Source organism: Idiomarina rhizosphaerae, assembly GCF_024159085.1.
Taxonomy (GTDB): Bacteria; Pseudomonadota; Gammaproteobacteria; order Enterobacterales; family Alteromonadaceae; genus Idiomarina; species Idiomarina rhizosphaerae.
The window spans coordinates 252,123-277,655 of sequence record NZ_JAMZDE010000001.1 but is presented as its reverse complement, the minus strand read 5'-3'; the positions used below and the strand labels follow the sequence as shown (position 1 = coordinate 277,655).

Sequence of the window (25,533 nt, the reverse complement as noted above, 5' to 3'; positions counted from 1 at the left end):
TTAATAAGAACGCCACTTTAATGTAAATGCGAATCAGTATCAATAACATGTTGGTTTTTTCTTCGAAAGGGTATAAAGCACGGTGCGTTATTATCCGTTGTTGATCGCTAAGCAAACTAGAAGAGTACAATAGAGCTAGAAACACGAATTTAAGGAGGAAGTATGTCCAAAGTATTATTGATAACAGGTGCCTCAAGCGGCATTGGTGAAGCTACTGCCAGAAAAGCGGCGAAAGAAGGATTAAAACTGATATTAACGGCGCGTCGGAAAGAAAAACTGGATGCGCTGGTTGAGGAATTTGGTGCGGATAATGCCATTGGCGTGGCTGCCGATGCCGGAAATTATGACGAGTTAGCCGAGGCTGTAAAGCAGGGCGTTGATAAATTTGGTCAGCTGGATGCGGTATTCGCTAACGCCGGAACCGGGGTTTCGACCGCAGGAACAGAAGAAGGCGACCCGGACGAGTGGAAGTCTATGGTGGATGTGAATATCAATGGTCTTCTGTACACGGCTAAACTGACCTTGCCGCACTTACGTAAAACTACCGGTCACTTTTTAATGACAGGCTCTGCCGCCGGGCGAATTACGCTAAAAGGTTCGGTTTATGGTGCAACTAAGTGGTTCGTTCATGGTTTTGCTCAGAACCTGGCCGAAGAAATGAAAGAGTGGAACGGCCGCTGCACAACCATAGCACCGGGTATGGTCAATACGCCATTCTTTGACGAACCTAAGCCGGACAAGCTGGCCCCTGAAGACGTTGCCGATGCAGTGTTGTATTCAATCAATGCGAATCCGCGTAATTGTGTGCGTGAAGTGTTCTTAATGCCGGCGTATTGATTCAGCTCTGATTAAGAGACATTAAAGATAAACAACAATCGTTATCATTTAATATTCCTCAAGGTTCCTGTATAATTTTAAGCCTGATTATGACATGAGCCTTGAGGAGTACTCGTGTTTTCCCGATTCTTTTTCCCTATTGCCTTAATAGGCACATTACTTTTCTCCGGCCAGGTTTTGGCCAATTCTTCAGCGGACACTCAAAGTTCTGACATGCGTCAGTTATTGCAGCTGGCGGAATACGTTGGCGTAGACTATTCCGAAGCGGTAGCCAACGGTGAAGTCATTAATCCCGATGAATACAGCGAAATGACCGAGTTCGCCGGCCTTATTGGTGAAAAAACTGAACAGGCGCCGCAGGCGGTGCAACCAGAAATGCGTCAGCTGGTGGACAAGCTTAAGCAGTTGATTAATGACAAAGCCGACCCGGAAGCTGTGGTTGCGTTAACCAGTGAGCTAAGAGACACCCTGTTATCGGCTCTGCCAAAATTAAGTCTGCCATCGAAATTGGCAAGTGAAGCGCAGGTTAAACAGCTATTTCAACAAAACTGTGCTGCCTGTCATGGTGCGAGTGGCAAGGGCGATGGGCCTGGTGCAGCCGGACTGGAACCTACGCCTACCAACTTTACCGATCGTGAGCGCGCTAATAACCGTTCATTACTTGGGTTATTTGACGCGGTGTCCGACGGCATCGACGGCACGGCAATGGCGTCTTTTAGTCATTTAAGTGAAGAAGAGCGTTGGGCGTTAACCTTTTACGTGGGCAGTCTGGCGTTTAATGACAGTGCCGACTCTGAGCAAAAAGTGGCGTTGAGCGAACTCATTAATTACAGCCCGAATACCTTATTGCAGCGCGGTATTTCGTCTAACGCTATTGATTACTCGCGTACTCACGCCCGTAGTTACTTTTCTGAGAGATCGGTCAACAGTCCTATTGCAATTGCCCGTATAACCCTTGGTCAGGCTTTAAAGGCGTACCAACAGGACAATTACAGCGAAGCTAAGCGGTTGGCTATTTCGGCGTATCTCGATGGTTTTGAGTTAGCTGAAAATTCCCTTAATGCCAAAGCTCCGGAGCTAATGCGAACCATAGAACGTGACATGATGGCGTTGCGTGGGGTTATCAGTAAACCCGGCAAGCTGCAGCAGGTAGAGCAAATGACAGCGCAGTTGCAACAGGAACTGGACGTTGCGGCGAATACGTTGTCGGAAGATAAGCTGTCAGAATCCGCATTGTTTGCCGCAAGCGCCGTTATTCTGTTACGCGAAGGGCTTGAAGCTTTACTCATTGTGCTGGCAATTGGCACAGTGCTGGCGCGCTCCGGACGCAAAGACGGCCTGCGTTATGTGCACGCGGGATGGATCACGGCACTAATTGCGGGTGTCGGTACCTGGCTGGTGGCGGAATACTTTATCAGCATTAGTGGTGCCAGCCGCGAGATTATTGAAGGTGGGGCCGCGCTGCTGGCCGCCGTCATATTGTTTTACGTAGGTTACTGGATGCACAGCAAAACCCAGTCGCAGCAGTGGCAACGCTTTATTCAGGAAAAAGTGCAGACTCAGCTAAAGCAGGGCGCTTTATGGGGTCTTGCCGGTCTTGCTTTTTTAGCCGTGTATCGAGAAGTGTTTGAAACCGTATTGTTCTATCAGTCTTTACTACTGCAGGCGCAGGACAATGGCAGCAGTGTTGCCTATGGTTTTGCCTTTGGCCTGGTGGTTCTGGCGGTAGTGGCCTGGGCTGTCATTAAATACTCAGTCAAACTGCCAATGAATACGTTTTTCAAGTTCACAACGTACATCATTCTGGCTCTGGTCTTTGTTTTGCTGGGTAAAGGCATTAGCGCCCTGCAGGAAGCTGCCTGGTTTAGTCATACGGCGTTTCCAGTGGATGTAACCTTCGACTGGCTGGGTATTTACGCCAGCTGGGAGACCTTAGGTGCGCAATTGGTGTATTTGATTCTTGTGATGGCTTTATTTAAACGGCAGGTTTCATCAAAATTGAGTAAAGTCGTCTAAAAACTGTCATATTTAATCTTTAACATGCACCACAACTTAACATTGTTTGGTTATACTCCCTGGTTAAGTTTTTATGCCCCCAATATTTGGGGGCTTTTTTTTGGCTGCTTTAGTCTAAAAAGTGTATTTCACCTGCACCCCAAACGAACGTCCGGGCTGACTGTACTGTTCCGTCGAGGCTTCGTTCTGAAGGCCTGCCACACTCTGGTAAGGCACATAATACTTATCTGTTAAGTTACGCGCCGCAAGGTTAACTTGCCAGTTTGTCAGTGTGATACCTGCCAGCAGATCAACGGTTGCGTAGCCCGGTGTTTGAATAGATTCATCGGTTGGAACGCGACTCATGCTATCTACTGCGGTAACAACGCCACGCACATACCAGTCATTGCCGTGGTAACCCACGGAGGCATTGCCGGAAAGCGGTGACAAAGTGGTCAGGTAATCGTCTGTTGTTTCATCCTTGCCGGTTGTGTAGGCCACTGACGAAGCCAATTGAATATTGTCATTCAGCCAGTGAGTCACTGAGGCTTCAACGCCTTTTATCGTCACTTCGTCCTTATTAATATACTGATACTCGACGCGATCCACGCCCGGAATATAGGTGGGACTGGTTCCGACGACCTGAGTATCGATAAAGTCGTCAAACTTGCTGTAAAAAGCTGACAGATTCCAGCGAGTGTTGTTGTCCGCAAATTTCAGGCCGGTTTCCAGCGAGCGGCTGCTCTCAGGATCTAAGTCGGGATTAGGCAATATGGCATAAAAAGGTTCGATACCATGGTTCTGGTAGGCCTGATCATGAGGTGGAATTTTAAAGCCTTCGGCGTATTGAACGTATCCACGAATATCATTTGAAAAAGTGTATATAGCCGCCAGTTTAGGTGACAGAGCCGTTTCACGTATATCACTTAATAGCGACATGTCGTAGAGTGCATTGTCTTGAGGCGTCATGCGGTAATGGTCGATACGGACACCGGCAATGAATTTAAGCGGCATATTTTTCAGCTGGATATTGTCCTGCAGGAATAACCCTGCTAACCAGGTTTCTGCACCGGGAAAGGCTTTTTGCGGTTCGTTGTCCTGCAGTAAGGTGCCGTCTGCTGCGGTGCGGGTTTTAAAGCGTGGTCGTTCCGTGTCGTAGTAGTCAACATCGAATCCAAATACCAGGTCTTGTTCCACTTGGTTGCCGGACAACAAGGTTTCGCCCTGCCAGCGGGCACCAATAATACGTTGTTCAAAGCCGTAATCGTTATTGTCGATATAAGGACCGCTTTGATCTGCGCCTTGCACTATCTGGTCACTGTTTTGCTCGTAGTGACTCAAATACAACTGCCAGTGCTGAGTATCGGTCAGCCAGTTGCTGTTATTATTGAGATAGTCGATGGAAAAGGCGGTTTGTTTGTCTTCATCCTCGGTTTGCTCCGGCGGCTCCTGCAACTGCTCATTGTTTTGCTGGTAGTGGTCCAGAGTAAACTTAAGTTCATTGTTATTCTCAAGCGCGATAGCCCACTTAGCCAGCACACCAACACTGTCGTAATCAAACTCCGGTAACGATTCCTCATAGTTCTGGGTTTCGTTTCCTTTGCGGGCGGTGAGCTGAATGGACGCCTGTGACCCGGAAAACTGTTTTGCCGCCTGCACACCTAAACTACGTTCGTCTGCAATGCTATCAAAACCCGCCTGCAGGGAGAGTGCGTTTGATTCACCCTGTAGCATATCGTCAGGGTCAGGCGTAGTCAGAACAATAACCCCACCCAACCCGTCGGAGCCGTAAAGTGGCGATGCTGCCGCTTTAGCGACTTCCACTTGACTCAATTGTGAGACGTCCAGGTAACCCCGGCCAACCAGATATCCGCCACCGCCGGCATAGGCATCGTTTAAGCGTCGGCCGTCTTTAATGTAGACCACCCGGTTACCGCCAATGCCACGTATTGACAGGGTTTGTGCCTGACCCTGACTACCGGTTGAACTAATGCTGGGGTCATAACGAAAAATATCTGACAGACTGTTGCTAACCTGAATATCAATTTCCTCGGCTGTTACAACACTGACGGCACCGGCTACATCTTCCAATTTTTCTTTACTGCGGGAGCCGGTTACTACCAGTATTTCATCGGTTTCCAGCTTGGGTTCGGCCAAATCAGCTGCGTAAACGGCGGTTTGTAAGGTAGCGAAAATTGCTGTCGCCAATAAGCTTTTTGCAAAACTGTGAGTTGTCTTATGTCCTTTAGTCACTTTTCATCTCCAATCCTGAACTAACACGCATATGAAAAAACCAATAAGATCTAAACGAAAATGATTTGCATTTGCAAGTGAAAGTTACTATTTTTGATTTAGGACAAAAAAGAAAACCTAATTCAGGAGTTTTATTGTGATGACAGGACGACAGTTTCTGGTTCATACCGGCGCCGCTTTTCTATTGTTGTTTTCGTGGTTCGGACAGGCTGAGGATACGCTGGCTACGGACGTTAACCAGTTAATAACCGCAGGCGGAACCTTAACCGACATCGTGTTTGCGCTGAATAAAAACGACAGACTGATAGGCGTAGATACTTCCAGTACCTCGCCTGCTGCTGTCAACAGGTTACCAAAAGTCGGTTACTACCGTAATTTATCGGCTGAGGGCGTTCTGAGCTTTGAGCCTGAACACCTGTGGGTACTGGAAGGCGGCGGTAGCGATAGAGTGTTGCAGCAAATTGAGCGGGCCGGAGTTTCTGTGGTTGTATTTGATAAGCCAACGTCGCTTCAGGGGCTGTACGAGCTAATTGAAAACATGGCGGATCGCTTTGGTGCGAAAGCCGAAGGAAAGCAGGTTATTGCCGGTATAAAGTCAGATTTGACGACTACTAGCTCGCGTAAAGAACCTTTGAAGGCGCTGTTTGTTCTGCAGGCGTCAGAGCGAGGCGTGGTGGCAGCCGGGAAAGATACTGTGCCAGATCTTCTGTTCGGCTTTTCCAGTATTGCTAATGTATTTTCCCATTCCGGGTTTAAAACTGTATCGGCTGAATACCTTTTAGTTGAGCAACCCGATTTTTTAATGGCCCCTGAGCATGTCGTACGAAGCCACGGCAGTAAAGAAGCGTTTTGTCAGGCGCAGGCACTTAAGCTACTGGAAGCCGGGAAGAATTGCCGGGTTTTGGTTATGGATTCGTTGCTGGCGCTGGGTATGACAACCCGCATTGCAGAGGCTCAACGAGTGGTAGCTGAGTTTGCCAATGAAATAGCGGCGGGCAGGGAGTAAGACCATGCCGCTTGAACGTCGCTATTGGTTACTCGCCGGGGTTATGGGTATTGCCGTTAGCAGCATTCTGTTGCTTTCAAGCGGGCCGGTGATGTCGGACTGGCGGTTGCCCTTTATCTGGTTGCCCGGGGTTTTGCCCGACGCGACCGATATTCAAAAAACAGTTTTAATTGATATTCGGTTACCCCGGTTGGTTTTGGGGCTGATGGTGGGCGCGGTGCTGGCGCAAAGTGGTACTGCAATGCAAACCTTGTGTCGTAATCCGCTGGCTGACCCCGGGCTCATTGGTATTTCGGGGGGAGCGGCTGTATTCGCACTGGCAGTTATTGCCTTAGGTCCCGAGTTCGGGTTACAGGGACAGCTTTGGGTTTCCGGCGCGGCTTTTATTGGCGCTCTGCTGACCACCTTTGTGGTTTACCATTTGGCAGGCGGCCGCTCAGGAGTTCATGTTGCCACCTTACTGCTGGCAGGGGTTGCCATTAATGCGTTGGCCGGTTCTATTCTTGGGTTACTCAGCTACTACGCTAACGATGACGCCCTGAGGCTTATGAGTTTCTGGCAGATGGGGTCTCTGGCCGGAGCCAACTGGCAACAGTTACCACTTGGCTTTTTGTTTATGGGTGTCAGTTGCGTTGCACTTTTTATTCAACGCCGGGCAATTAACACACTGCTTTTAGGTGAACGACAAGCGCGTTATCTGGGCGTTAATGTGGGCACTCTGAAGCGTCGGATAATTTTTTTCGTTGCACTGGGTGTTGGCGGAGCTGTTGCCTTAACCGGCATGATTGGCTTTATCGGACTGATTATTCCCCACATTGCACGAATGCTGGTTGGCGCTAATGTGCGCTGGTTAATGCCGGTATCCATGTTGTTTGGCGCGGCCATTTTAGTGCTTACTGACTGGTTGGCAAAAACTCTGGTTGCTCCGGCGGAATTACCTATTGGCATTATTACGGCGGCTATCGGCGCGCCATTTTTTATTTATTTGCTTATGAAGCAACGACGGAGGTTTTATGCTTGATATCGATGTGTCGAATCTATCTATTGGTCGGCAGCAAGTGTTAACGTCACTGAACCTAAGTTTAGAAGCCCACCAATTTGTTGCTATTGTCGGCGAAAACGGTGCGGGCAAGTCCACCTTTTTAAATATGTTGGCGGGGGAGCTTCCTTATAACGGTTCTATTTACTTAAATGGAAGAGAACTGAACTCGTGGGATGCCTTGAAACTGGCACCGATAAGAGCTGTTATGGAGCAACATCAGGCCGCGCCTGAAGGGTTATCGGTTAAGGAACTGGTGGCCATGGGGCGATATTGGTCACAGGAGTCTGATGCCGATGCGGAACAACGCGCAACCCGATGGTTAAGCCGCTTTGACTTAGCCCCAATGGGTGAGCGTGGCATTGAAACCTTGTCTGGTGGCGAACAACAGCGGGCACATTTAGCCCGGTGTTTATGTCAGCTAGATAAAGACTTGCCGGGCGAACAATTGTTGCTGCTGGATGAACCGACCTCAGCACTGGATGTGTATCATCAACATGCGGTGTTGCATGAAATTAAGTCATTCAGCCAAAAAGGCAACCTGGTTCTGTCGGTTATGCACGATTTAAACCTGGCCTCTTTGTATGCCGACCAAGTCATTGTTTTAGGCAATAACTGTATTCAGCATGTCGACAGACCCGAGAGTGTTTTCCGGGAAGACATTCTGGAAAGAACCTATCGCACACCGGTGCATGTCAGCTCGCATCCGAGCTTTTTAAAGCCAATGATTTTCACCGAGCCAAGACATTAAGGAGTATTTTATAATGAATGAACGAATAAAAGCGGCGCGGGAAGCGCGAGTACTAGCACAAAATAACGATACCGCAGTGCTGTCCACTATCTCGAAGAAGTTACTGGGATATCCGTTCGGCTCGGTATCACCGTTTATGCTTTCCGCAGAAGGTCAGGTCGTATTTTATGTATCTGACATTGCCCAGCATGCCCGTAATTTATCAGTAGATAACCGTTTAAGTATTACCGTGTTTGATGCGGCTGAAAGCGGTGACCAGAATACTCACGGGCGACTAACGTTAACGGGTAATGCCCGGTTTTTAGTGGATGAATCTTTAGGGGAATTGTACTTCCAGCGTTTTCCCGGCGCTTTAAGTTATCTCAATGCTCATGACTTTAAATTCTGGCAAATGGACGTTGAACATATTCGCTATATTGGCGGCTTTGGCAAAATTTTCTGGATCAATCCAGCTGAATGGCTGCTGCTTGAACCACAATGGAATTCCGCAGACGCATTGCAGATGATCCAGCATATGAATGATGACCATGCCGATGCTTGTGGTCTTATTTTGCGCCACCAGAAAGCGGAGTTCAGAAATTATGCAGGCACCGTCAAAATGAGCAGTATTTACCCGGACGGGTTTCACTTAATTGCTGATGAACGCAGTATTTTCATTCCTTTTGAGACTGATTGTGTGACCTCTGGTGAGGTCAGAAAGCAATTAGTGAAAATGACTCATGATGCCCGGGAGTCGGCGGCGGCTTAGTTTTATACTTAATGTGCTAAAAGAGGAGCTTTCATAAAACTGTCAGCTAAACGAAATCCTATTGAAATACTATCGCATCTATTATACGCGCTTTGATTAATAAGCTGCTGTCGGTAGTGGCTTGCAACAATAGGGTTTCGGGAATGAAGACAGGCAATCATCGCAATCAGAAGTCATTGGGTAAAAAAACAAAATTAAGTCAGGCAGTACAACAAATTCTGCTGGGCATGGCCTTAAGCTCGTCCGCTTATGCTCTTCAGGCTCAGGAGCTGGAAGAAAGTAAAACCGCGGAGAAAGACGAAATTGAGGTGATTGCGGTTAGCGGAAGCTACGTTAAAAGTCTGGAAAAAGCGGTTGATATAAAACGTTCTAACATTAGCTTTTCTGATTCGATAGTTGCGACTGACATTGCCGACTTCCCCGAGCAGAACCTCGCCGAAGCTTTACAGCGTATGCCGGGTGTCACGATTGAGCGTAACAAAGGGCTGGGCTCAAAAGTGAATGTTCGCGGTCTGCCAACAGAATTTACGCACGTATCTATTAACGGCTTAGCGACTGCTTCGGGTAGCGGCGGACGTGATGTTGAATTTGATATTTTCGCATCCGAGATCATCCAGTCGGTGACTGTGAAAAAGTCTCCAACTGCTGCTGACGAAGAGGGCGGAATTGCCGGCTCGGTATTAATTACAACGGCTCGTCCTTTTGACTATGAAGGCGGTCAGTTTGTGGCTTCAGCAGAAGCGGCTCACAACTCTATTTCGGAAGAAATTGACCCTAAGTTTTCTTTTCTTGCCAGTGACACCTACGGTGACTGGGGCGCGTTGGTGTCGTTCTCACACAGCGAACGTACCAACCGTACTGACTCAAACTCCGGCATCGACTTCCGCCCGCTGTCACGCTGGACTGAAAAATCAGGTGATTCTCAGTGGCAGTCGGATCAAACCATTGCTGTACTTGAAAGAGACACCGGCATTGTCATCGACGACCCTATGGATGGTGACGAAACCAGCCGCGTTGTGTTCATGAATAAGGTCGGTGATCGTGCTTATTTAAACGAGCAGGAAAAGTGGGGCGCTACGGCGTCTATACAATATAAGCCCAGTAATGACTTTAGCCTGACGCTTGATGCCATGCTGGGTGGTTATGACAATACCGAAGACGAATACGACGCTGCCGCTTATTCTGCCTCCAGCGTCAGTGCTTTAGAACGCATTCACGAATACGACGACACAACTTTCTCTGAGTACGGCATGGTGGTACTTTCTGACGTGTCTTATGCCGCAACGCAACATGAGTTCTTAAGTAAAGAAAATGTGCATGAAACCGACTACAGCCAACTGAGCTTGTCCATGGACTGGCAGCTGGGTGAATGGGCTGTGACCGGGTTATTGGGGTATTCTGGAGCGGAAAAAACGTCTGACCGCACCAACTTAAAGCACACTGCTTATGCACCGTCGAGAACTCGCTATACCGACACTGGTGGTGAAACCATACCAAGCGACAACCCCGATACGATTGATATGTACCAGTCACCGGGTTCTTATTTGTTTGATTTCTATGATGTGAATCTGGAAGAAATTACAGACGACAAATACGCGGCTCAGCTCGATTTCAGCCGCGGTATTGTCTGGAGTGCCTTCCCAGCTTTAGCCCGGGTTCATTTTGGTGCCCGTTACACAGATAAATCTAAAGAGCGAAATCTCGGCAACGTACAAGTGAAAGGCCCAACCGCGGGCGATAGCTCATGGAGTGGTGTCCGCACCTTAGAAGATAGCGAACTGACCAAAATTTCTGACTTGGTTCCGGGCGGCAATTATTTAACCGAAGTTCCTGGTAAAGGTGGCTGGAGTCAGGTGTCTAACGCTTATGCGCGTAATGAATTCCGCTACGATGGCTTTAACGTACCTTTCCAGGATAACCAGTTTTACCGTGTGGACGAGGAAGTTCTGAGTATTTACGCAATGGCTGACTTTGAATTCAATATAGGCCAGTTTCCAGCTTCCTTGAACGCAGGTGTACGCGCTGTTGATACTTCTGTTTTATCCTTTGGGTATCATCAAGTCCAAATGCCGGATGGCAGCACGGGCTATACCGATGAACCGGTTTCAAAAGAAGGCAGCTACACCGATGTTTTACCCAGTCTGAATATGATGGTTGAACTGAGCGATAGCGTTTTGCTGCGTGCCGCTGCTTCGGAAACCTTTATTCGTCCGGCGCTTGGTGATATTGCTTATAAACGTACGGTGAGTGTTAGTGAATTTAAGTATCGTGATGGTAACCCGGATCTGAAACCGACCTATGCTGACCAGTGGGAACTGGGTGTTGAATGGTATTTAGATAACGGTGGTATTCTGGCCGCGTCTTATTTCGATAAGACCATTGAAGGTGTTGTCCGAGAATCGTTAACGGGCGTGGTAAAAGACGTTACTAAATACAACGACAATGGCACGCTGGACGGGGTCTATGACTTTGATGTTTATCAGAAAATAAACGACGAAGGTTCTTATGACGTGTCCGGAATTGAGTTAATTGCTCAGTTCCCGCTGAAAGCTTTGCACCCGTCGTTAGAAGGCTTTGGTATTAACTCAAACTACACCAAACTGGATAACTCCTTAACCGGATCATCGGATTTGGATATCCCGACACCGCCGCCGGGTTTGGCTGAAACCACTTATAACTTCACCGCTTATTATGAAAATAGCAGCTTTGATGCGCGGGTTTCATACAACTACAAAGATGAGTACGTTGAGCGTATTGAGCGTGATATGTACCCGGTTTACCGCGACGACTATGGTCAGGTCGATATCTCTTTAGGTTATAAAATTACTGACTCCATTAAGGTTGTGGTTGAAGGAATTAACGTGACCGACGAGGTAACCAAAGGTTATACGATGGATCCTAAATTCCCGACTATGTATGAGTTTTCAGGGCGTCGGGTAAGCCTGGGTATTCGCGGCAGTATCTAAGCTATGAAGTGTATTTTAAGTACCATACTACTTGCGCTGTCAGTGGCGACAGCGCAAGTTAAAGCCGAAGATAATAATGTTCCGCCCGTTGCTTTTATGCCAGACATCCACTTTCACGATGTTTATGCTGATTTTAACGACGGCTCTTTTAAAGGCTTACCAAATTCACAGAGCCATGACCACGCCACTATTCGCACTATGCAGTCTCAACTGCATTCCACCCGATTGTTTAATGAGAATTACTTTGCTCTGCTTGCGGCGTTAGATGACGCGGCGAAAAGAGGGATTAAACTCATAGCGCTTCCCGGCGACTTCAGTGATGACGGACAACAGGTGCATTTGCGCGGGTTGCAGAAGATACTCAAGCATTATCAACAAAAGTACGATATGAGTTTTTTCGCAGCACCAGGAAACCATGACCCGGTTCGTCCCTTCAGTCGTCCCGCCGGTAAACCGGATTATTTGGGCGTTGACGGGCATCCGCAGCGGATATTCAGCAAAGGTGCCGCCGAATGCACCGGCTATGAGGGTAAGCAGGCGGTTATTAAGACCGAACACCCGTTGCCCACCATCTGTACCGAAGAAGTGCAGGAGTTGGGTTACAACGGAGTGCTATCGATTCTGGGCGAGCATGGGTTTTCACCTCAACCAGAATACATTTACTGGGAAACGCCGTTCAGCGATTACTCCTATGAGGATTATGACTTAGCTAAGGCAAAAACCAGTGCTGAACTCATCGCAAGACAATACGAAATTTGCAGTAACGGCAGCGGTGGTGAATTTAAGGCTGAAAACGCGGGGAACTGTGCGGAAATAACGGATGCCAGTTATCTGGTGGAGCCGGTTGAAGGTTTGTGGTTGCTGGGCATAGATGCCAACGTCTACATTCCTAAAGCGGAGGCTGACAGCGAATTATTGTCAGCGAATGACTTTCAGGGCTCAGGTAATGCCGGCTATAACCGCGTGCTGAGCCATAAAAAGCACTTGCTGGGCTGGATAAAAAATGTGGTTAAACAGGCGGAAAAGCAGGGCAAAGCCTTAATCGCTTTTAGCCACTTTCCTATGTCGGAATTTTACGACGGACAGTCTGACGCGATAGCCGATTTGTTTGGTGAAAGTACGTTCCAGCTGGCGCGCAAGCCCGGGGAATCGGTCAGTAAATTTTTAGCCGAAACCGGACTAAAGGTGCATGTGGGCGGACACATGCATATGAACGACACCGGTGTTACCCGCAGTGGCGAGCGATTTTTAGTCAACATACAGGCGCCTTCACTGGCTGCTTATGTGCCAGCTTATAAAGTGCTGAGCTCTGAAAAGCCTGGTTCGCTTGCCGTTGATACCATTGTTATTAAAGAGGTTCCGCGTTTTGATGAGCTTTTTGAGCACTATCAGCAAGAGTACGATCAACTGCTATCAAGCAACGCGGAAAAACTCTGGGATAAAAGAGTGTTAACGGCTAAAAATTACCGGGAATTTACCGACTGGCACATTCGCGAATTGACTCGCCAGCGTTTCCTTCCCAATGACTGGCCGGCTGATTTACGTGACTGGGTGTTTTCGTTAAACGGCGAGCAGCTATTGTCATTATCGCAGCTGACAGAGCAGAGATCCTGGCCGGAGGCTAAAGCCGCGGGTGAGTCTTTAGCTCGCAGCAAAGGCTTTCAGATGTCGGATTTTTCGCAATGGACAGGGTTTGAATTCGCTGTCGATTTTTATCGTATTCGTAATGCTGGCCGGTTAGCACTTAAGGACATTTCTGAGTCCCGTTTGCGTCAGTATCAGTTACTTGCCGTTAGCCTAAGCGAGCTCGCGACTGAGGTTAAAGCGCCTGCAAATGTAACGCAAGAAAACGACAGCAAGCACTCGTTGGCCGCCGCTCTGGCGCACCGGTTTGGCCCAGTGTTGGATATCTTCCTCGCTCTGCAGGAAGGTGAACCTGACGATAATTTCACTATAGACTGGCAGTCGGGTGAGTTGAGGCCCTAATGTAAGGTTTTTGACATCCCCTCCCCACAACTCCATAATCCTTAATCTTTAGGCTTTGTGGGGAGTAAACGGCAGCAAGATGGCAGCTTCAGCGGAAGAAGAAAAACAATACAAAGCCTCATGGAAACGCTTAACACTCTTTAGTGTGTTATTTGTTTTACTCACGGCGGCCGGGTTTTACGCCATTTATGACCACTTTTCCGGTCGCAGCCTAACCTTCGATTTTCGTTTATTTGCCCCTGAAGTTTTAAGTGCCGCAGTCTTGCTGTTGCTGGTTTATTTTGCCGCTGACGGGCTGCGGCTTTACTACACTTTGCGTGCTCTGGGTTACCGTATTCCCAAAAAAGCCATGGCTAAACTGGTCTTTATTAATATCTTTTTCTCCAATATTACGCCTATGGCCACGGGTGGTGGTTTCGCGCAGGTCTGGTTTTTACACGAGCACGGCGTGCCTGTGGGGCGGGCGACAGCGGCCACTACTATCCGTACGGTATTGGCTATTTTCTTCATTTTTTCGCTGACGCCGGTGTTCTTGCTGACGCTGGAACCACTGCAGGACAAGGCCATTATTGGTGAAATTGGTACGGCTCTTGCTGTTTTCATTGTGCTTTATCTGCTTTTTTTCGCGGTGGTTTTATTGCGGGCGCATTGGTTAATTGTGCCGCTAAGCTATTTATGTAAAGCGGTGCACAAGCTGCAACTGATCAGTCCTGAACGTCACCTGCGCTGGCAATACAAAACTCGCCGGGAAATGCTGCGTTTTTCCCGTAGTTTTTCGGAGTACCTCCGTGGCTCTAAGGTGGCTATTGCGCTGTCGGTATTGTTCACCGTCGTTTTTCTACTTAGCTTATTCAGTTTCCCCGCGCTGTTAATGTGGGGATTAGGGTACGACGTTGACTATCTTGTCAGCCTGGGACTGCTGGTTGTTACCACCTTTATCATGTATTTCGCGCCAACGCCTGGTGCCTCGGGAATCTCCGAAGGCGTATTTGGCAGCTTTTTTAGTGACATTCTAGCCAATAACCATTTACTGTTAGTCACCTTTAGCTGGCGCTTTTTAACCATTTATCTTGGTATGTTACTGGGACTCTTTATTTTACAGCGCTACTTAGTTCAGTCGGCTAAAGTGCAGGGCATACAATGAATAAAACCAAGTTACTGAAAGTCCTGTTTTACCTCAACATTGCGGTTGTGGTTGGGCTTATTGGCTATAAAATTTATTTGAACCTGGTGACTTCTGAGTTTGAGGCGGAGCACACGGAACAGCTGGCATCAATAAGTGCCCGACTGGAAGGACAGGACAGTTACAGCTTTGCTGTAGTAGGCAATATCAATAATTCGGTGGGTATTTTCGAGCGTCGCATTATTCCCATGTTGAATGATACCGATATTGATTTTTTAGTGTCTGCGGGGAATGCCGTGAGCGGTGGCGGAGAAGACAAATACCGAGCAATAAAAGGTACGTTGTCGCAACTAGATATGCCGTATTTACTGACCTTCGGTAACAATGAATACGAAGAGTTTGGCAGCTTCCGCTTTTATGACCATTACGGTCCGCATTTTTTCAGTTTTACTGCCGACGATAGCCGTTTTATTTTTTTAGACAGCACCGGGAAAACGCCATGGCAATGGCAGCTGCGCTGGTTAACTGACATTCTTAAGGCCGACGATTCAGAGCATCGCTTTGTTTTTATTGGTCACCCACCTTTGGAACCGGAAGAAGAGTTCTTTTTAGCCGAAGAGGACGACTTTTTGCAACCCATGGAGTTTCGTCATGCGTTACTGCAAACACTCAGTAACTTCGGCGTCGATCGTGTCTTTTCATCCAATATTTCTATTTACTCAGAGCGTGAGCACAACGGCATTCCCTATATTACTACTGGTGGCGCGGGTGGTCTGGTACTGAATCAGGATGAAAGCTTTTATCACTATGTGAAAGTAACAGTGAATGCCGATGGCTCGGTTGAGCATTCTGTTGAAGAGCTGGAAATTGGTCAGCACCCCATTTTGAAGCAACTGGAAAGCCTGTGGTTCTTTATTCATTCGTTATTTTACGTGGGCTATCTGAATTTTATTCTGCTGGTGAGCCTGTTTTTGGTTATTAGTACCAAACTGTACAACGCGGTATTTGTCGGTAAAGATTACTACCCGGACTATGATATTGACCCGCAGCCCTGGTTCAAAAAGCCGTTGCGCGTGGCCATGTTCACTAATAACTATCTGCCTTTTATCGGTGGTGTGCCAATTTCTATCGAGCGCCTGCGCCTGGGGTTAGTTAAGCTTAAAGATAAGGTATTGGTTGTTGCGCCGCGCTATCAGCAAAGTAGCGAAAAAGAAGAGCATGTGGTGCGTATGCCTTCGTTGTTTTCATTTGGCGAAAAGAGTGAGTTTCAGTTTGCCAATATCTTCTCCGGTGCAGTGCGTAAAAAGGTTAAGGCCTTTAAACCGGACATTATTCATGTTCATCATCCGTTCTGGATAGGCTCGCTTGGGGTTTTTATTGCGCGTCGCCTGAAAGTGCCAGTGGTTTATACTTATCACACGCGGCTGGAACATTATGCGCACTTTGTGTTTTTACCCGGTTCGTTGTTCCGTAATATTATTGCGCACTTTTTGGTGCGTCGCTTTGCCAACAAATGCGATGGCGTAATTGTGCCGACTCAGTCTACGGAAGAGTACCTGCGCATGATAGGAGTTAAGAAGCCGACATTTGTGCAGCCAACGGGTATTGAGTTTGAGCGTTTCCAGCAAGTTGACGACAAGCAAATAGCAGACCTGCGTCAGCAACAAAAACTAGGCGATGAAACGGTGTTTGTTAGCGTGTCCCGATTGTCGAATGAGAAGAACATCGATTTTATGATAGAGGCGGTGGCGCAACTGAAAGAGCAAACCGATAAACCGTTCCGCTTGCTCATTGTTGGGGACGGTCATCAACGCCATCGGTTACAGCAACGCATTGATAACATGAAACTGCAGCAGTACATTACTCTGGTAGGCGCCGTTCCGCCTGAGCAAATGGCCGCCTGGTATCAGTTAGGAGACGCTTTCCTATTTGCCTCGCAGTCAGAAACTCAGGGCATGGTTATTCTGGAAGCTATGGCAGCGGGCTTACCCGTGGTTGCGGTGCGCTCAAGCGGTATCGACGATGTTGTCGAAGACGGGCACAATGGTTACAAGACTCCGGCTAAGCAGGCGTTGTGGTGTGAGCGGGTAAAACAGTTACTGGATGACGAGGCGTTGCGCCAGAGCCTGGCGGAAAATGCTCTGGCTTTTGCCCGTGATTATTCAGTGGAAAAATTCAGTGATGACGTGCGCCATATTTATGCGGAAACTCTGGCGCGGTATCACGAGAAAAAATAGTGCTACAACTAGCGCTACAAAATGTGGTTACCAAAGACCAGCAATTGGCAGACGATAACAATGGTCGTTAATAATACGCGTATACGGTAGTAGCCCATATAAGACGTCATAGCCGAACTGCGTGCCAGCTTTTGTTCAAAGTACAGAACTAAGGCAAAGCCCACCATCTGCATACCTAATGACCAGGCTGCCGCGTTAATTAAAATGGTGAACCAGGCCGCCAAAGCGAAAGCATTGCTTAATAACAGTAAACCTGTGGTTTTTTCGCTTTCTGCGCGGTGCAGTGCCCGGCCCCATAAAGTGCCGCCCAGAAAACTGAGAATCACAGCGCCGTAAGTAATTAAAAACTCTAAAGGTGAAATTCCCCACCAGGTTCCGGTATGCATTAAAGCCGCAAGCGACGATGCCAGAAAGGGAATAAGCCCTAAAAAGCCCAGAGTATAAATTAGCCAGTTTTTACCTTTGTTCATAAAAAACGAGTCCACCAGAAGTCAGTTATTATTACTTTACGCTCATTGTTCAATTTACGTTTAGTCCAATTCTAAATGACTTACGTAATGAATACTAAACAACAACTCGTATCCATTATGGCAGATTATCGGCTAGGCCTATTTGTATTTCGGAATGATCTCAGGGTTGAAGACAACCTGGCACTTTATGACGCCGCGCAGCGCAGTGAAATACTCATCTGCTGCTTTTGTTTTAATCCGACACAGAATAAGTACGGTCATTATGGCATTCCGGCAATGGGGAAGCATCGTTTTACCTTTTTGCAGCAGAGCTTAAAGCAACTGCGAACCGAGCTGGAAATGCGTGGACAAAAACTCATTGTTTTGACCGGCACATTTGATTGGATTTTAACCGAACTCATTTCCGAACGTCAGGTGGATGCGGTATTCCTGAGCCAGCATCAGGGCTATTACGAACGGCTTCAACTGAGTTTGTTGCAGCAACGGTTTCCGTTTCTGCCTTTTCATGAAACACCAAACAACACCTTGTTTTCGGAGCCGGAACTTCCGTTTGAGCTAGCGGACTTGCCGGAAACCTTTTCTCAATTCAGGAAAAAAGTCGAGCCGTTAAGCCGTGACTTTTCGGTTCAACTGGTAGACGCATTGCCTCCATTACCGGAGAACATCAGTTACCCGGGGTTCAAGGCTGAAACTCTGAATGAATTGGCGTCGGCTGACTTTGAAGGCGGAGAAAGGGCCGGTTTAGAGCATCTAGCAAGCTATTTTTCTGGTCAGTCTGCCGGTACTTATAAACAAACACGAAATGCTTTAGACGACTTTTCGAGCTCGACCAAGTTTTCGCCCTGGCTTGCGCAGGGCTGTCTTTCTGTCCGGCAAATTATGGCGGCGTTAAGAGAGTACGAAGCGCAGTTTGGCGAGAATGAATCCAGCTACTGGATAAGTTTTGAGCTATTGTGGCGCGAGTACTTCTTCTGGTATGCACTGAAGCACGGGAAGCGCCTGTTCGCTTTTTCCGGCCTCTCCGGCAAGTCACCCAAAACCAGCTTTTATTCCGAAAGGTTTCAGAAATGGTGCTCCGGTAACACGCCTTACCCTATAGTTAACGCCTGCATGAAGCAGTTGAATGCTACCGGTTATATGTCGAACCGGGGGCGCCAACTGGTTGCCAGTTGTTTCGTGCACGAGCTGAGTCTGGACTGGCGTTATGGCGCGGCCTATTTTGAACAGCAGCTGATTGATTACGATGTTTCCTCGAACTGGGGCAACTGGCAGTATCTGGCGGGTGTGGGAGCCGATCCCAGAGGACATCGTCAGTTTAATCTGGAAAAGCAGACGGAACGCTATGACCCTGATAATGAGTTTATCAAGCGTTGGGCCGGCGACTTATCTGGACAGCCCATAGACAGCGTCGATGCTGCAGACTGGCCGGTGCGGTGAGAATACCTAAAAGCCTTTGAGGCTGGCGCATGAGTTTAAGTTGCGTTAGGAAAAGTCAGCCGATACTATTTCGCCCCTTTGATTTTTAACGGCGTTACGGTTTTTGGGCACATCACCTATGAAGAAACAGATATTGGTTACCGGAGGCTGCGGATTCATTGGTTCGCACACGGTTGTTGAGTTGATACTTAACGGCTACCAGGTGATTGTGGTTGATGACCTGAGTAACAGTAATGCGTCGGTAATTGATAAGATTCAGAGCGTTACGGGCGAGCGACCCGACTTTCACCAGATTGATATCTGCAATCGGGATGTGTTGACTAGCCTATTTAAACAATACGCTTTCGATGCCGTTATGCATTTTGCTGCACTTAAAAACCCTCAGGAAAGTTACCACTTAAAAGAGAAGTATTTCCTGACCAATGTGGAAGGAACCAGAAGACTGCTAGTGGCAATGGAAGACTGTTCAGTTAATCACTTAATTTTTTCTTCTTCAGCCGTTGTTTACGGCAACCCGTCGAGCGTCCCTGTTGCGGAATCGGCTCCGGCCGGAGCGACAACCAATCCCTACGGTGAGACCAAATACCGATCCGAATGTGATTTGGCTGAGTTTTGTGAGAAAAACCTCGCTTTTTCGGCTATAAGTTTGCGCTATTTTAATCCGGCGGGAGCTCATCCGTCGGGAATTATTGGTGAGCAACCCATTAAACCTGCGGCTAATTTGATCCCAGCCATAGGTAATGTGATAACCCGCAAAACTGACTCAGTTCAGGTCTATGGTTGTGACTATTCCACCTGCGATGGCACAGCAATACGTGACTACATTCATGTTTGTGACGTAGCAAAAGGTCATGTTGCGGCGCTGGAGGCGGGGTTTGCCCGCACTGGACACCATATATTTAACTTAGGAACAGGCAAGGGCGAGTCCGTACTGGGCGTGATCCATGCGTTCGAACAAGCAAGCGGGCGCGTTATTCCTGTTAAGTTTTCAGAGCGTCGCCAGGGCGATGTGGCAAGCTGTTACGCTGAGGCTGATAAAGCACGTCAGGAATTAAACTGGAAAGCCGAGCATGATTTGCCGACGATAGCCCGGGATTACTGCCATTGGTTATCGTTATCTAACTGATATATCGACACAGCCTCTTCTCCCTTAGATGCAGGGCTCTGATAAGCACAGAGTAAAAAAGGCTCTATCTGGAAATATTTTGCTGAGTGTTTTTGTATGTGAAGTGGGCTCTCTAGTACGCTAAGTAAATGTACTCCCGAGGCTTTCGCGAAAGCTTCAGCCAGGGTCCAGTGATGAAAAAAATCACTTTTAGTTAAAGCACTCCCAGCCAGAAAACCGTCCTTATAATAGTCGCGAATACGGTGGTAATCTTTTCGCGTATGCACATTCTCGAGGTCAATGCCGATACTACTTGTCGTTGAGTAAGCCGCAGCGATACATCCAGATTTATGAGACAGAGAGCAGTAAACAGGGTGGCCATTCACACTTAATAACGGCGCACCGGAATCGCTGTTTTCAATAGAAATTCGCTGAGGTTCAGCAGCCCAATATTTTTTGACAAGCTGCAGAAGCAGATTTTTAGCGGCTGCCGATACCTGTTTTGTTGATGCAGCTTCGTTGTAGAGTCTATATCCGATAACCATATGCGATGTTATATTTTTGAAATGTCCGCTGAGATTCTGTACTATTCCGCTTCTTTTTTGAGTATCTGCTTAGAATCCTATGCGAGCTTTTGTTGCTGATAGTACATTAGTCGAAACCGAATGTCGTGAGCGGCTGAAGCAAATACCGGCTTCTACCCGGCGGCGACTGAGTTCGTATGCAAAAGTCATAATGACGGCCATACTTGAGCTAAGCGACCGACATCCGCAGTTAAGAGAGACGCCAGTGGTTTTGGCAACGCGGCATGGCGACTTGCACCGTACTGAAAAGTTACTACGGGAGTTGGTTCGTGGCGAGGTCTTATCACCAACACAGTTTGCGTTGTCGGTGAATAATGCTGTGCTGGGGCAATACAGCATGGTGGCAGATAATCGACAGGCTATGACCACTTTGTCCGCTGGTGAGCAAACTTACCCCCTGGGGTGGCTGGAAGCTGTAAGCCAAGTACAAAGCGAAACTAAGCAGGTACTGTTGGTTTATGCCGATGAAGTACCACCGGCTGTTTATTCTGGCCAGGTTCATTCGCCAGTGAGAAACTTTGCGCATGCGGTTTTGCTCGATAGAGAAAACGGACAGAAACTGATTTTGGATCGCCTTGTTGAAAAAGAAAGTCAGTTACAGGATGACGTCTGGTTAGTTGCCAACAGTGTTCAACAGATTCTGGATTCCTGTAGTGGCAAGGTGGTTAAAGACTATAACGGAGTACGGTGGAGCTGGCATGTTGCTTAATCTCTGGCAGATAATAAATCGTACCTGGCGGCGTTTCGCGACCGGGCTATGCTTTGCCGTTTTTGGGTTGGGCGGTTTATTGCTGTCTATTACTGCACTGCCGGCGCTGGCGTTATTATCCAATGGTAATGAGAGACAGCGCGAAGCACGTGCCAGATGTTTGGTGCAAATGACGTTCCGCTGGTTTATCGGAATAATGAAGTGGACTGGCGTGTTCAACTTCGACTTTAACGCCACTGAACAGCTTAAAGGAACTCGGGGCCACGTCATTATTGCTAACCATCCATGTTTGATTGATGTGGTGGCATTGATTTCTTTTGTTCCGAATCCGGATTGCGTTGTTAAGTCCCACCTATGGAAAAACCCCTTTATGCGCGGTGTAATCCGCTCAACAGGTTATATCAGCAATGATGACCCGGAAGGTTTGGTTCAGGATTGTGAGCGCTCTTTAGCGCGCGGTAATAACCTAATAATTTTTCCTGAGGGGACACGAACCACTCCGGGAAAAGGAATAAAGTTCCAGCGTGGAGCGGCTCATCTGGCATTACGTACCGGCGCTAAAGTCACGGCATTGAGGGTAGACTGCTCGCCAGTGACATTGATTAAAAATGAAGCCTGGTATTGCGCGCCTGAACGGAAACCGACTTTATCGGTGCGTTATCTTGGTGAAATCGACTCAGCTTCTTATTGCGATGCTGAAAAACTCAGTATTGCTGCGCGTCAACTGACTCGCGATTTACAGAATTACTATGAAAAGGTGTTAGAAGATGACGGAAAACCTGAAGCAAGAGATCAAAGCCTTGATTATCGAGTCGCTGGATCTTGAAGACGTAGAGATAGCAGATATTAATGATTCGGCGGCCTTGTTCGGAGACGATGACGATGGCTTGAATCTTGATTCTATTGATGCGCTGGAGTTAGGTCTTGCGATAAAGAAAAAATATGACGTGAAGCTGGACGCTAATTCGGCAGAGACAAAAAAGCATTTTTACAATGTCGATACGTTAGCGGATTTTGTCGCTAATAACCGTGGTGAGTAAACGAGGGAACGATGAAGACAAGAGATGAAGTATATGCGCGGTTGACTCAAATTCTGGAAGAAGATTTTGAAATCGACTCTGACGACATTTCTCTGGACGCTAACTTGTATCAGGATCTTGACCTTGATTCGATTGATGCGGTGGATTTAGTCGTGAAATTACGCGAAATTACCGGCAAGAAAATCAGTCCAGATGCGTTTAAAGCTGTGCGCACAGTCGAAGATGTTGTCGAAGAAGTTTATAAACTCGTTCACAGCGACTAATGAAAAACGGTCTGCGCTTGTTAATCAGTGGCTTACTGATTGCCTACCCGCTACTTGTCTGGTGGCTGGCGCAGAACGGGCTAACTAACTGGTTATTGCTGGTTCTGCTGGCATTACTGAGTTTAAGTATTGTTTCCCAGGGCATTCGTCACCCCAGAAGCTGGCTTACGCTGGCTGTACTTCTGGTTGTTTCAGTGACAGCTATTTTTGCAGACCAGTTGACTGGCGTGCTGTTTTATCCCGTTTGGATGAACAGCGCCTTGTTGCTGGTTTTCCTTGCATCATTATGGCGCAAACCAGCGGTGATAACTCGCCTTGCCATGCTTATGGAAGGTTCATTGTCAGATAAAGCGGTTGCTTACACTGAAAAAGTGACGCTGGTCTGGGCGGTATTTTTCCTCGTGAATGGCGCTATTTCGCTGGTAACTGCGGTGCATGGTGACCTCAAACTCTGGACGCTATACAACGGTTTTATCTCCTACGTTCTGATTGGGTTACTCTTTGTGATTGAGTGGAGTGTGCGACGTGTTGTTAGACATAAACACTGAGCAATGGCAGCTGCAATGGCAGCAAGCAGATGCTGAGCTGGCCGTAGTGAAAGGGCAGTCTATAAGCGCATCGGTGTGGCTAAAGGATATTGCGGCGGCAACCCACTGGCTAAGTGAACAAGCCGGTGATGCGCTGCTTTATCATCGCGACTGGTATCATTTTAGTGTCTGGCTGTTCGCTTTACTCAATAGTAAAAAGAGAATTGTTTTACCAGCAAATGATAAGCCGGCAACTTTGTCAGAGCTGTCGTCGCACTATTCGTTCAGAGTCCCTGCTGAATTACCTCAACACCTTAGCTCTGAAACGCCGCCTTTAACGCTGAAAGGCAGCTTAAATTCTCAACTGACCTTCTTCACTTCTGGCAGCAGCGGCAAACCTAAAGCCGTCAGAAAAACGCTCAGGCAGTTATGGTTAGAAGTGATTACGCTGGAACAAACCTTTGCGGAGCAATTGGGGCCGGCCAATATACTGTCAACGGTGACACATCAGCACATTTACGGATTGTTATTCACGGTACTCTGGCCACTTGCTGCGCGCCGTCCGGTGACTTTGCCTTTGGTCGATTATCCTGAGCAGTTGCAGCAAATATTGGCGAAAGCTAACCGCCAGCGTTACGCTTTAATAAGTAGCCCTGCGCACTTGCAGCGGCTGGATAACTTACCTCAGCTTGCTAAGTGCAAGCATTCTTTGGTTATGGTTTTCTCATCGGGCGGTCCGCTACCCGATTCTGTTCCTGAGGATTTTGCTGAACATGAGTTAAATGCGCCAATTGAAGTGTACGGTAGTACGGAGACCGGAGGTATAGGCTGGCGTCAGCGCAGCCCGGGCTCTAATGAGAACTTCCAGCCTCTGGCGGGAGTTGATGTGAGCTGTAATCACAACGGTTTACTGGTTATTCAGTCACCGTATCTGAATAATCCGCAAAAGCCTTACACAACAGAAGATAAAGCCCGGCTTCAGGGGCAGGGAGATTTTCAGTTGTTGGGGCGGCAGGATCGAATTGTAAAAATTGCCGAAAAACGAGTGGCTCTGAACGAAGTAGAACAATTCATTCAACGGCATGGCTGGGTCGAGTCAGCTAAAGCTTGTGTGTTACATAGCCCGCGTGTTGAACTGGGCTTAGTTTTAATATTGACGCCTGAAGGCGTTAATCAGCTTAGCACTCAGGGGCGATTTAAAGCGCGACAAGAGTTGCGACATCACTTACTGCAGCGATTTGAAAAAGTGGTTGTACCTAAACGTTTCCGTTATGTGCAGCAGTTGCCATATAACGGTGCCGGTAAAGTGACACAAACCGATTTACAGGCATTGTTCGAAGAGGAAAAGTAACAATAGCATGCAGACTCAATTACCTGACTTTATAAGTTTCTCCGAAGGGCTTAGCGACAAAGAAAAGCCTCTACTCTGCGGTCGGTTTACGCTGGCGGCAGACTGCATTTATTTGCAAGGGCATTTTCCTTCAACCCCGATTCTTCCCGGGGTTGCTCAAATGGACTGGGTCATTCAGCTAGCGGGGCAACATTGGTCGACACCAACATCCATTCAGCGTATTGAAGTGCTAAAGTTTAACGACATGATTTTGCCTGGTGCGACAGTCGATTTGCTGATTGAAAGAAAGCGCGATGACTGCATCACGTTTAAATACTCTGACGGTGATAAAGCACTGTCTTCCGGACGCCTGGTGTTTACTTAATATGTCTCAGTATTGCTTTCTTATTCCTATTTATAATCACGATAAGACCATCACTACGACGGTTGAGCGACTGCTGCCTTACGAGTTGCCAATTATTATTGTTGATGATGGCTCAAATGACCACACCAAGGCAGTTTTGGCGACTTTGGCGGAAGAGCATAAATCACTTGTCTTACTGCACACGCTTCCCGAAAATAGCGGCAAAGGTGGGGCGGTTATGGCGGGGTTTCATTTGGCCGCCGAAGAAGGCTTTACTCATGCATTGCAAATAGATGCTGACGGGCAGCACGACAGTAACGATATTCCGGAGTTTTTAGCTTTGTCGAAACAGAACCCCAGTGCGTTGATAAGTGGATACCCGCAATACGATGAGAGTATGCCGACCAGCCGACGCATTGGGCGCAAGATCACCCATTTTTGGGTGCATATCGAAACCTTATCGATGCAGATAAAGGATACAATGTGTGGTTTTCGGGTGTATCCCTTGTACCCGACAGTCGGCCTAACAAAGCGTCGTCATATTGGCACACGCATGGATTTCGATATTGAAATTATGGTGCGTTTATACTGGGCGGGTACACCGGTTTTCTTTATTCCAACCAAAGTGATTTATCCACAAGGCGGACAGTCACATTTTCGCGCACTGCAGGACAACCTGAAAATTTCCTGGCTGCATACGCGCCTGTTTTTCGGCATGTTGCCGCGCATTCCGCTTTTATTACTGCACAGGTTTAAAAGTTAA

Annotated in this window: 23 protein-coding genes; 20 read left to right on the top strand and 3 right to left on the bottom strand. The window is 47.7% G+C overall.

Annotated features, from left to right (window positions below; genetic code table 11):
- Nucleotides 1-162: 162 nt before the first annotated feature.
- Complete coding sequence (locus NJR55_RS01425; RefSeq protein ID WP_253617195.1) at nt 163-837, top strand: SDR family oxidoreductase; 675 nt, start codon at nt 163-165, stop codon at nt 835-837.
- A 213-nt stretch (nt 838-1,050) separates the two neighbouring features.
- On the top strand, nt 1,051-2,853 hold the full coding sequence (locus NJR55_RS01420; protein ID WP_253617193.1) for a cytochrome c/FTR1 family iron permease: 1,803 nt from the start codon (nt 1,051-1,053) through the stop codon (nt 2,851-2,853).
- Between the two features lie 114 nt (nt 2,854-2,967).
- Here the strand turns inward: NJR55_RS01420 and NJR55_RS01415 are convergent, their stop codons facing one another.
- Nucleotides 2,968-5,085, bottom strand: coding sequence for a TonB-dependent hemoglobin/transferrin/lactoferrin family receptor (locus NJR55_RS01415; protein WP_253617191.1), 2,118 nt, complete (start codon nt 5,083-5,085; stop codon nt 2,968-2,970).
- Between the two features lie 139 nt (nt 5,086-5,224).
- Between NJR55_RS01415 and NJR55_RS01410 the strand changes: the two genes are divergently transcribed.
- From NJR55_RS01410 to NJR55_RS01375, 8 genes are all read left to right on the top strand, one after another.
- The gene (locus tag NJR55_RS01410; protein ID WP_253617524.1) at nt 5,225-6,091 is read left to right on the top strand and encodes a heme/hemin ABC transporter substrate-binding protein; all 867 of its coding nucleotides are present in this window, start codon (nt 5,225-5,227) and stop codon (nt 6,089-6,091) included.
- 4 nt (nt 6,092-6,095) lie between these two features.
- Entirely contained in the window at nt 6,096-7,112 is a 1,017-nt protein-coding gene (locus tag NJR55_RS01405) for a FecCD family ABC transporter permease (RefSeq protein ID WP_253617188.1), read from the top strand.
- On the top strand, nt 7,105-7,881 hold the full coding sequence (locus tag NJR55_RS01400; RefSeq protein WP_253617185.1) for an ATP-binding cassette domain-containing protein: 777 nt from the start codon (nt 7,105-7,107) through the stop codon (nt 7,879-7,881). Before NJR55_RS01405 ends, NJR55_RS01400 begins: the two co-directional genes overlap by 8 nt.
- 13 nt (nt 7,882-7,894) lie before the next feature.
- Complete coding sequence (locus NJR55_RS01395; RefSeq protein ID WP_253617184.1) at nt 7,895-8,629, top strand: HugZ family pyridoxamine 5'-phosphate oxidase; 735 nt, start codon at nt 7,895-7,897, stop codon at nt 8,627-8,629.
- Between the two features lie 143 nt (nt 8,630-8,772).
- Nucleotides 8,773-11,595, top strand: coding sequence for a TonB-dependent receptor (locus NJR55_RS01390; protein WP_253617182.1), 2,823 nt, complete (start codon nt 8,773-8,775; stop codon nt 11,593-11,595).
- 3 nt (nt 11,596-11,598) lie between these two features.
- Complete coding sequence (locus tag NJR55_RS01385) at nt 11,599-13,581, top strand: metallophosphoesterase (protein ID WP_253617180.1); 1,983 nt, start codon at nt 11,599-11,601, stop codon at nt 13,579-13,581.
- Nucleotides 13,582-13,660: 79 nt separating this feature from the next.
- Nucleotides 13,661-14,725 (top strand): lysylphosphatidylglycerol synthase transmembrane domain-containing protein, encoded by a 1,065-nt coding sequence (locus tag NJR55_RS01380; RefSeq protein WP_253617178.1) that lies wholly within the window; start codon nt 13,661-13,663, stop codon nt 14,723-14,725.
- Nucleotides 14,722-16,941, top strand: a complete 2,220-nt coding sequence (locus NJR55_RS01375) for a glycosyltransferase (protein WP_253617176.1) — start codon at nt 14,722-14,724, stop codon at nt 16,939-16,941. Before NJR55_RS01380 ends, NJR55_RS01375 begins: the two co-directional genes overlap by 4 nt.
- A 14-nt stretch (nt 16,942-16,955) precedes the next feature.
- Here the strand turns inward: NJR55_RS01375 and NJR55_RS01370 are convergent, their stop codons facing one another.
- Nucleotides 16,956-17,411, bottom strand: coding sequence for a DUF3429 domain-containing protein (locus NJR55_RS01370; RefSeq protein WP_253617174.1), 456 nt, complete (start codon nt 17,409-17,411; stop codon nt 16,956-16,958).
- A gap of 87 nt (nt 17,412-17,498) precedes the next feature.
- Here NJR55_RS01370 and NJR55_RS01365 point away from each other — a divergent pair, with 87 nt between their 5' ends.
- Nucleotides 17,499-18,848, top strand: a complete 1,350-nt coding sequence (locus NJR55_RS01365; protein WP_253617172.1) for a DASH family cryptochrome — start codon at nt 17,499-17,501, stop codon at nt 18,846-18,848.
- 118 nt (nt 18,849-18,966) lie between these two features.
- Nucleotides 18,967-19,974, top strand: a complete 1,008-nt coding sequence (galE, locus tag NJR55_RS01360; RefSeq protein WP_253617170.1) for a UDP-glucose 4-epimerase GalE — start codon at nt 18,967-18,969, stop codon at nt 19,972-19,974.
- Here galE and NJR55_RS01355 read toward each other — a convergent pair.
- Nucleotides 19,944-20,498: a 4'-phosphopantetheinyl transferase family protein gene (locus NJR55_RS01355; RefSeq protein ID WP_253617167.1), complete on the bottom strand. Its 555-nt coding sequence runs from the start codon at nt 20,496-20,498 to the stop codon at nt 19,944-19,946. The two genes, galE and NJR55_RS01355, sit on opposite strands and share 31 nt — an antisense overlap.
- Before the next feature lie 79 nt (nt 20,499-20,577).
- Here NJR55_RS01355 and NJR55_RS01350 point away from each other — a divergent pair, with 79 nt between their 5' ends.
- From NJR55_RS01350 to NJR55_RS01315, 8 genes are read left to right on the top strand one after another with little or no spacing between them, the layout of a single operon-like run.
- Nucleotides 20,578-21,246 carry a beta-ketoacyl synthase chain length factor gene (locus NJR55_RS01350; RefSeq protein ID WP_253617165.1) on the top strand — a complete coding sequence of 223 codons (669 nt, stop codon included), beginning with the start codon at nt 20,578-20,580 and terminating at the stop codon, nt 21,244-21,246.
- Nucleotides 21,236-22,072, top strand: coding sequence for a lysophospholipid acyltransferase family protein (locus NJR55_RS01345; RefSeq protein ID WP_253617163.1), 837 nt, complete (start codon nt 21,236-21,238; stop codon nt 22,070-22,072). Before NJR55_RS01350 ends, NJR55_RS01345 begins: the two co-directional genes overlap by 11 nt.
- Nucleotides 22,014-22,286: a phosphopantetheine-binding protein gene (locus tag NJR55_RS01340; protein ID WP_253617161.1), complete on the top strand. Its 273-nt coding sequence runs from the start codon at nt 22,014-22,016 to the stop codon at nt 22,284-22,286. The genes NJR55_RS01345 and NJR55_RS01340 overlap by 59 nt, the downstream gene beginning before the upstream one ends.
- A gap of 11 nt (nt 22,287-22,297) precedes the next feature.
- Nucleotides 22,298-22,549 (top strand): acyl carrier protein, encoded by a 252-nt coding sequence (locus NJR55_RS01335; protein ID WP_253617159.1) that lies wholly within the window; start codon nt 22,298-22,300, stop codon nt 22,547-22,549.
- Nucleotides 22,549-23,097, top strand: coding sequence for a COG4648 family protein (locus tag NJR55_RS01330; protein ID WP_253617157.1), 549 nt, complete (start codon nt 22,549-22,551; stop codon nt 23,095-23,097). Before NJR55_RS01335 ends, NJR55_RS01330 begins: the two co-directional genes overlap by 1 nt.
- Nucleotides 23,075-24,427 carry an AMP-binding protein gene (locus NJR55_RS01325; RefSeq protein WP_253617155.1) on the top strand — a complete coding sequence of 451 codons (1,353 nt, stop codon included), beginning with the start codon at nt 23,075-23,077 and terminating at the stop codon, nt 24,425-24,427. Before NJR55_RS01330 ends, NJR55_RS01325 begins: the two co-directional genes overlap by 23 nt.
- Before the next feature lie 7 nt (nt 24,428-24,434).
- Nucleotides 24,435-24,791 (top strand): ApeI family dehydratase, encoded by a 357-nt coding sequence (locus NJR55_RS01320; RefSeq protein ID WP_253617153.1) that lies wholly within the window; start codon nt 24,435-24,437, stop codon nt 24,789-24,791.
- A gap of 1 nt (nt 24,792) precedes the next feature.
- Nucleotides 24,793-25,533 carry a glycosyltransferase family 2 protein gene (locus tag NJR55_RS01315; RefSeq protein WP_253617151.1) on the top strand — a complete coding sequence of 247 codons (741 nt, stop codon included), beginning with the start codon at nt 24,793-24,795 and terminating at the stop codon, nt 25,531-25,533.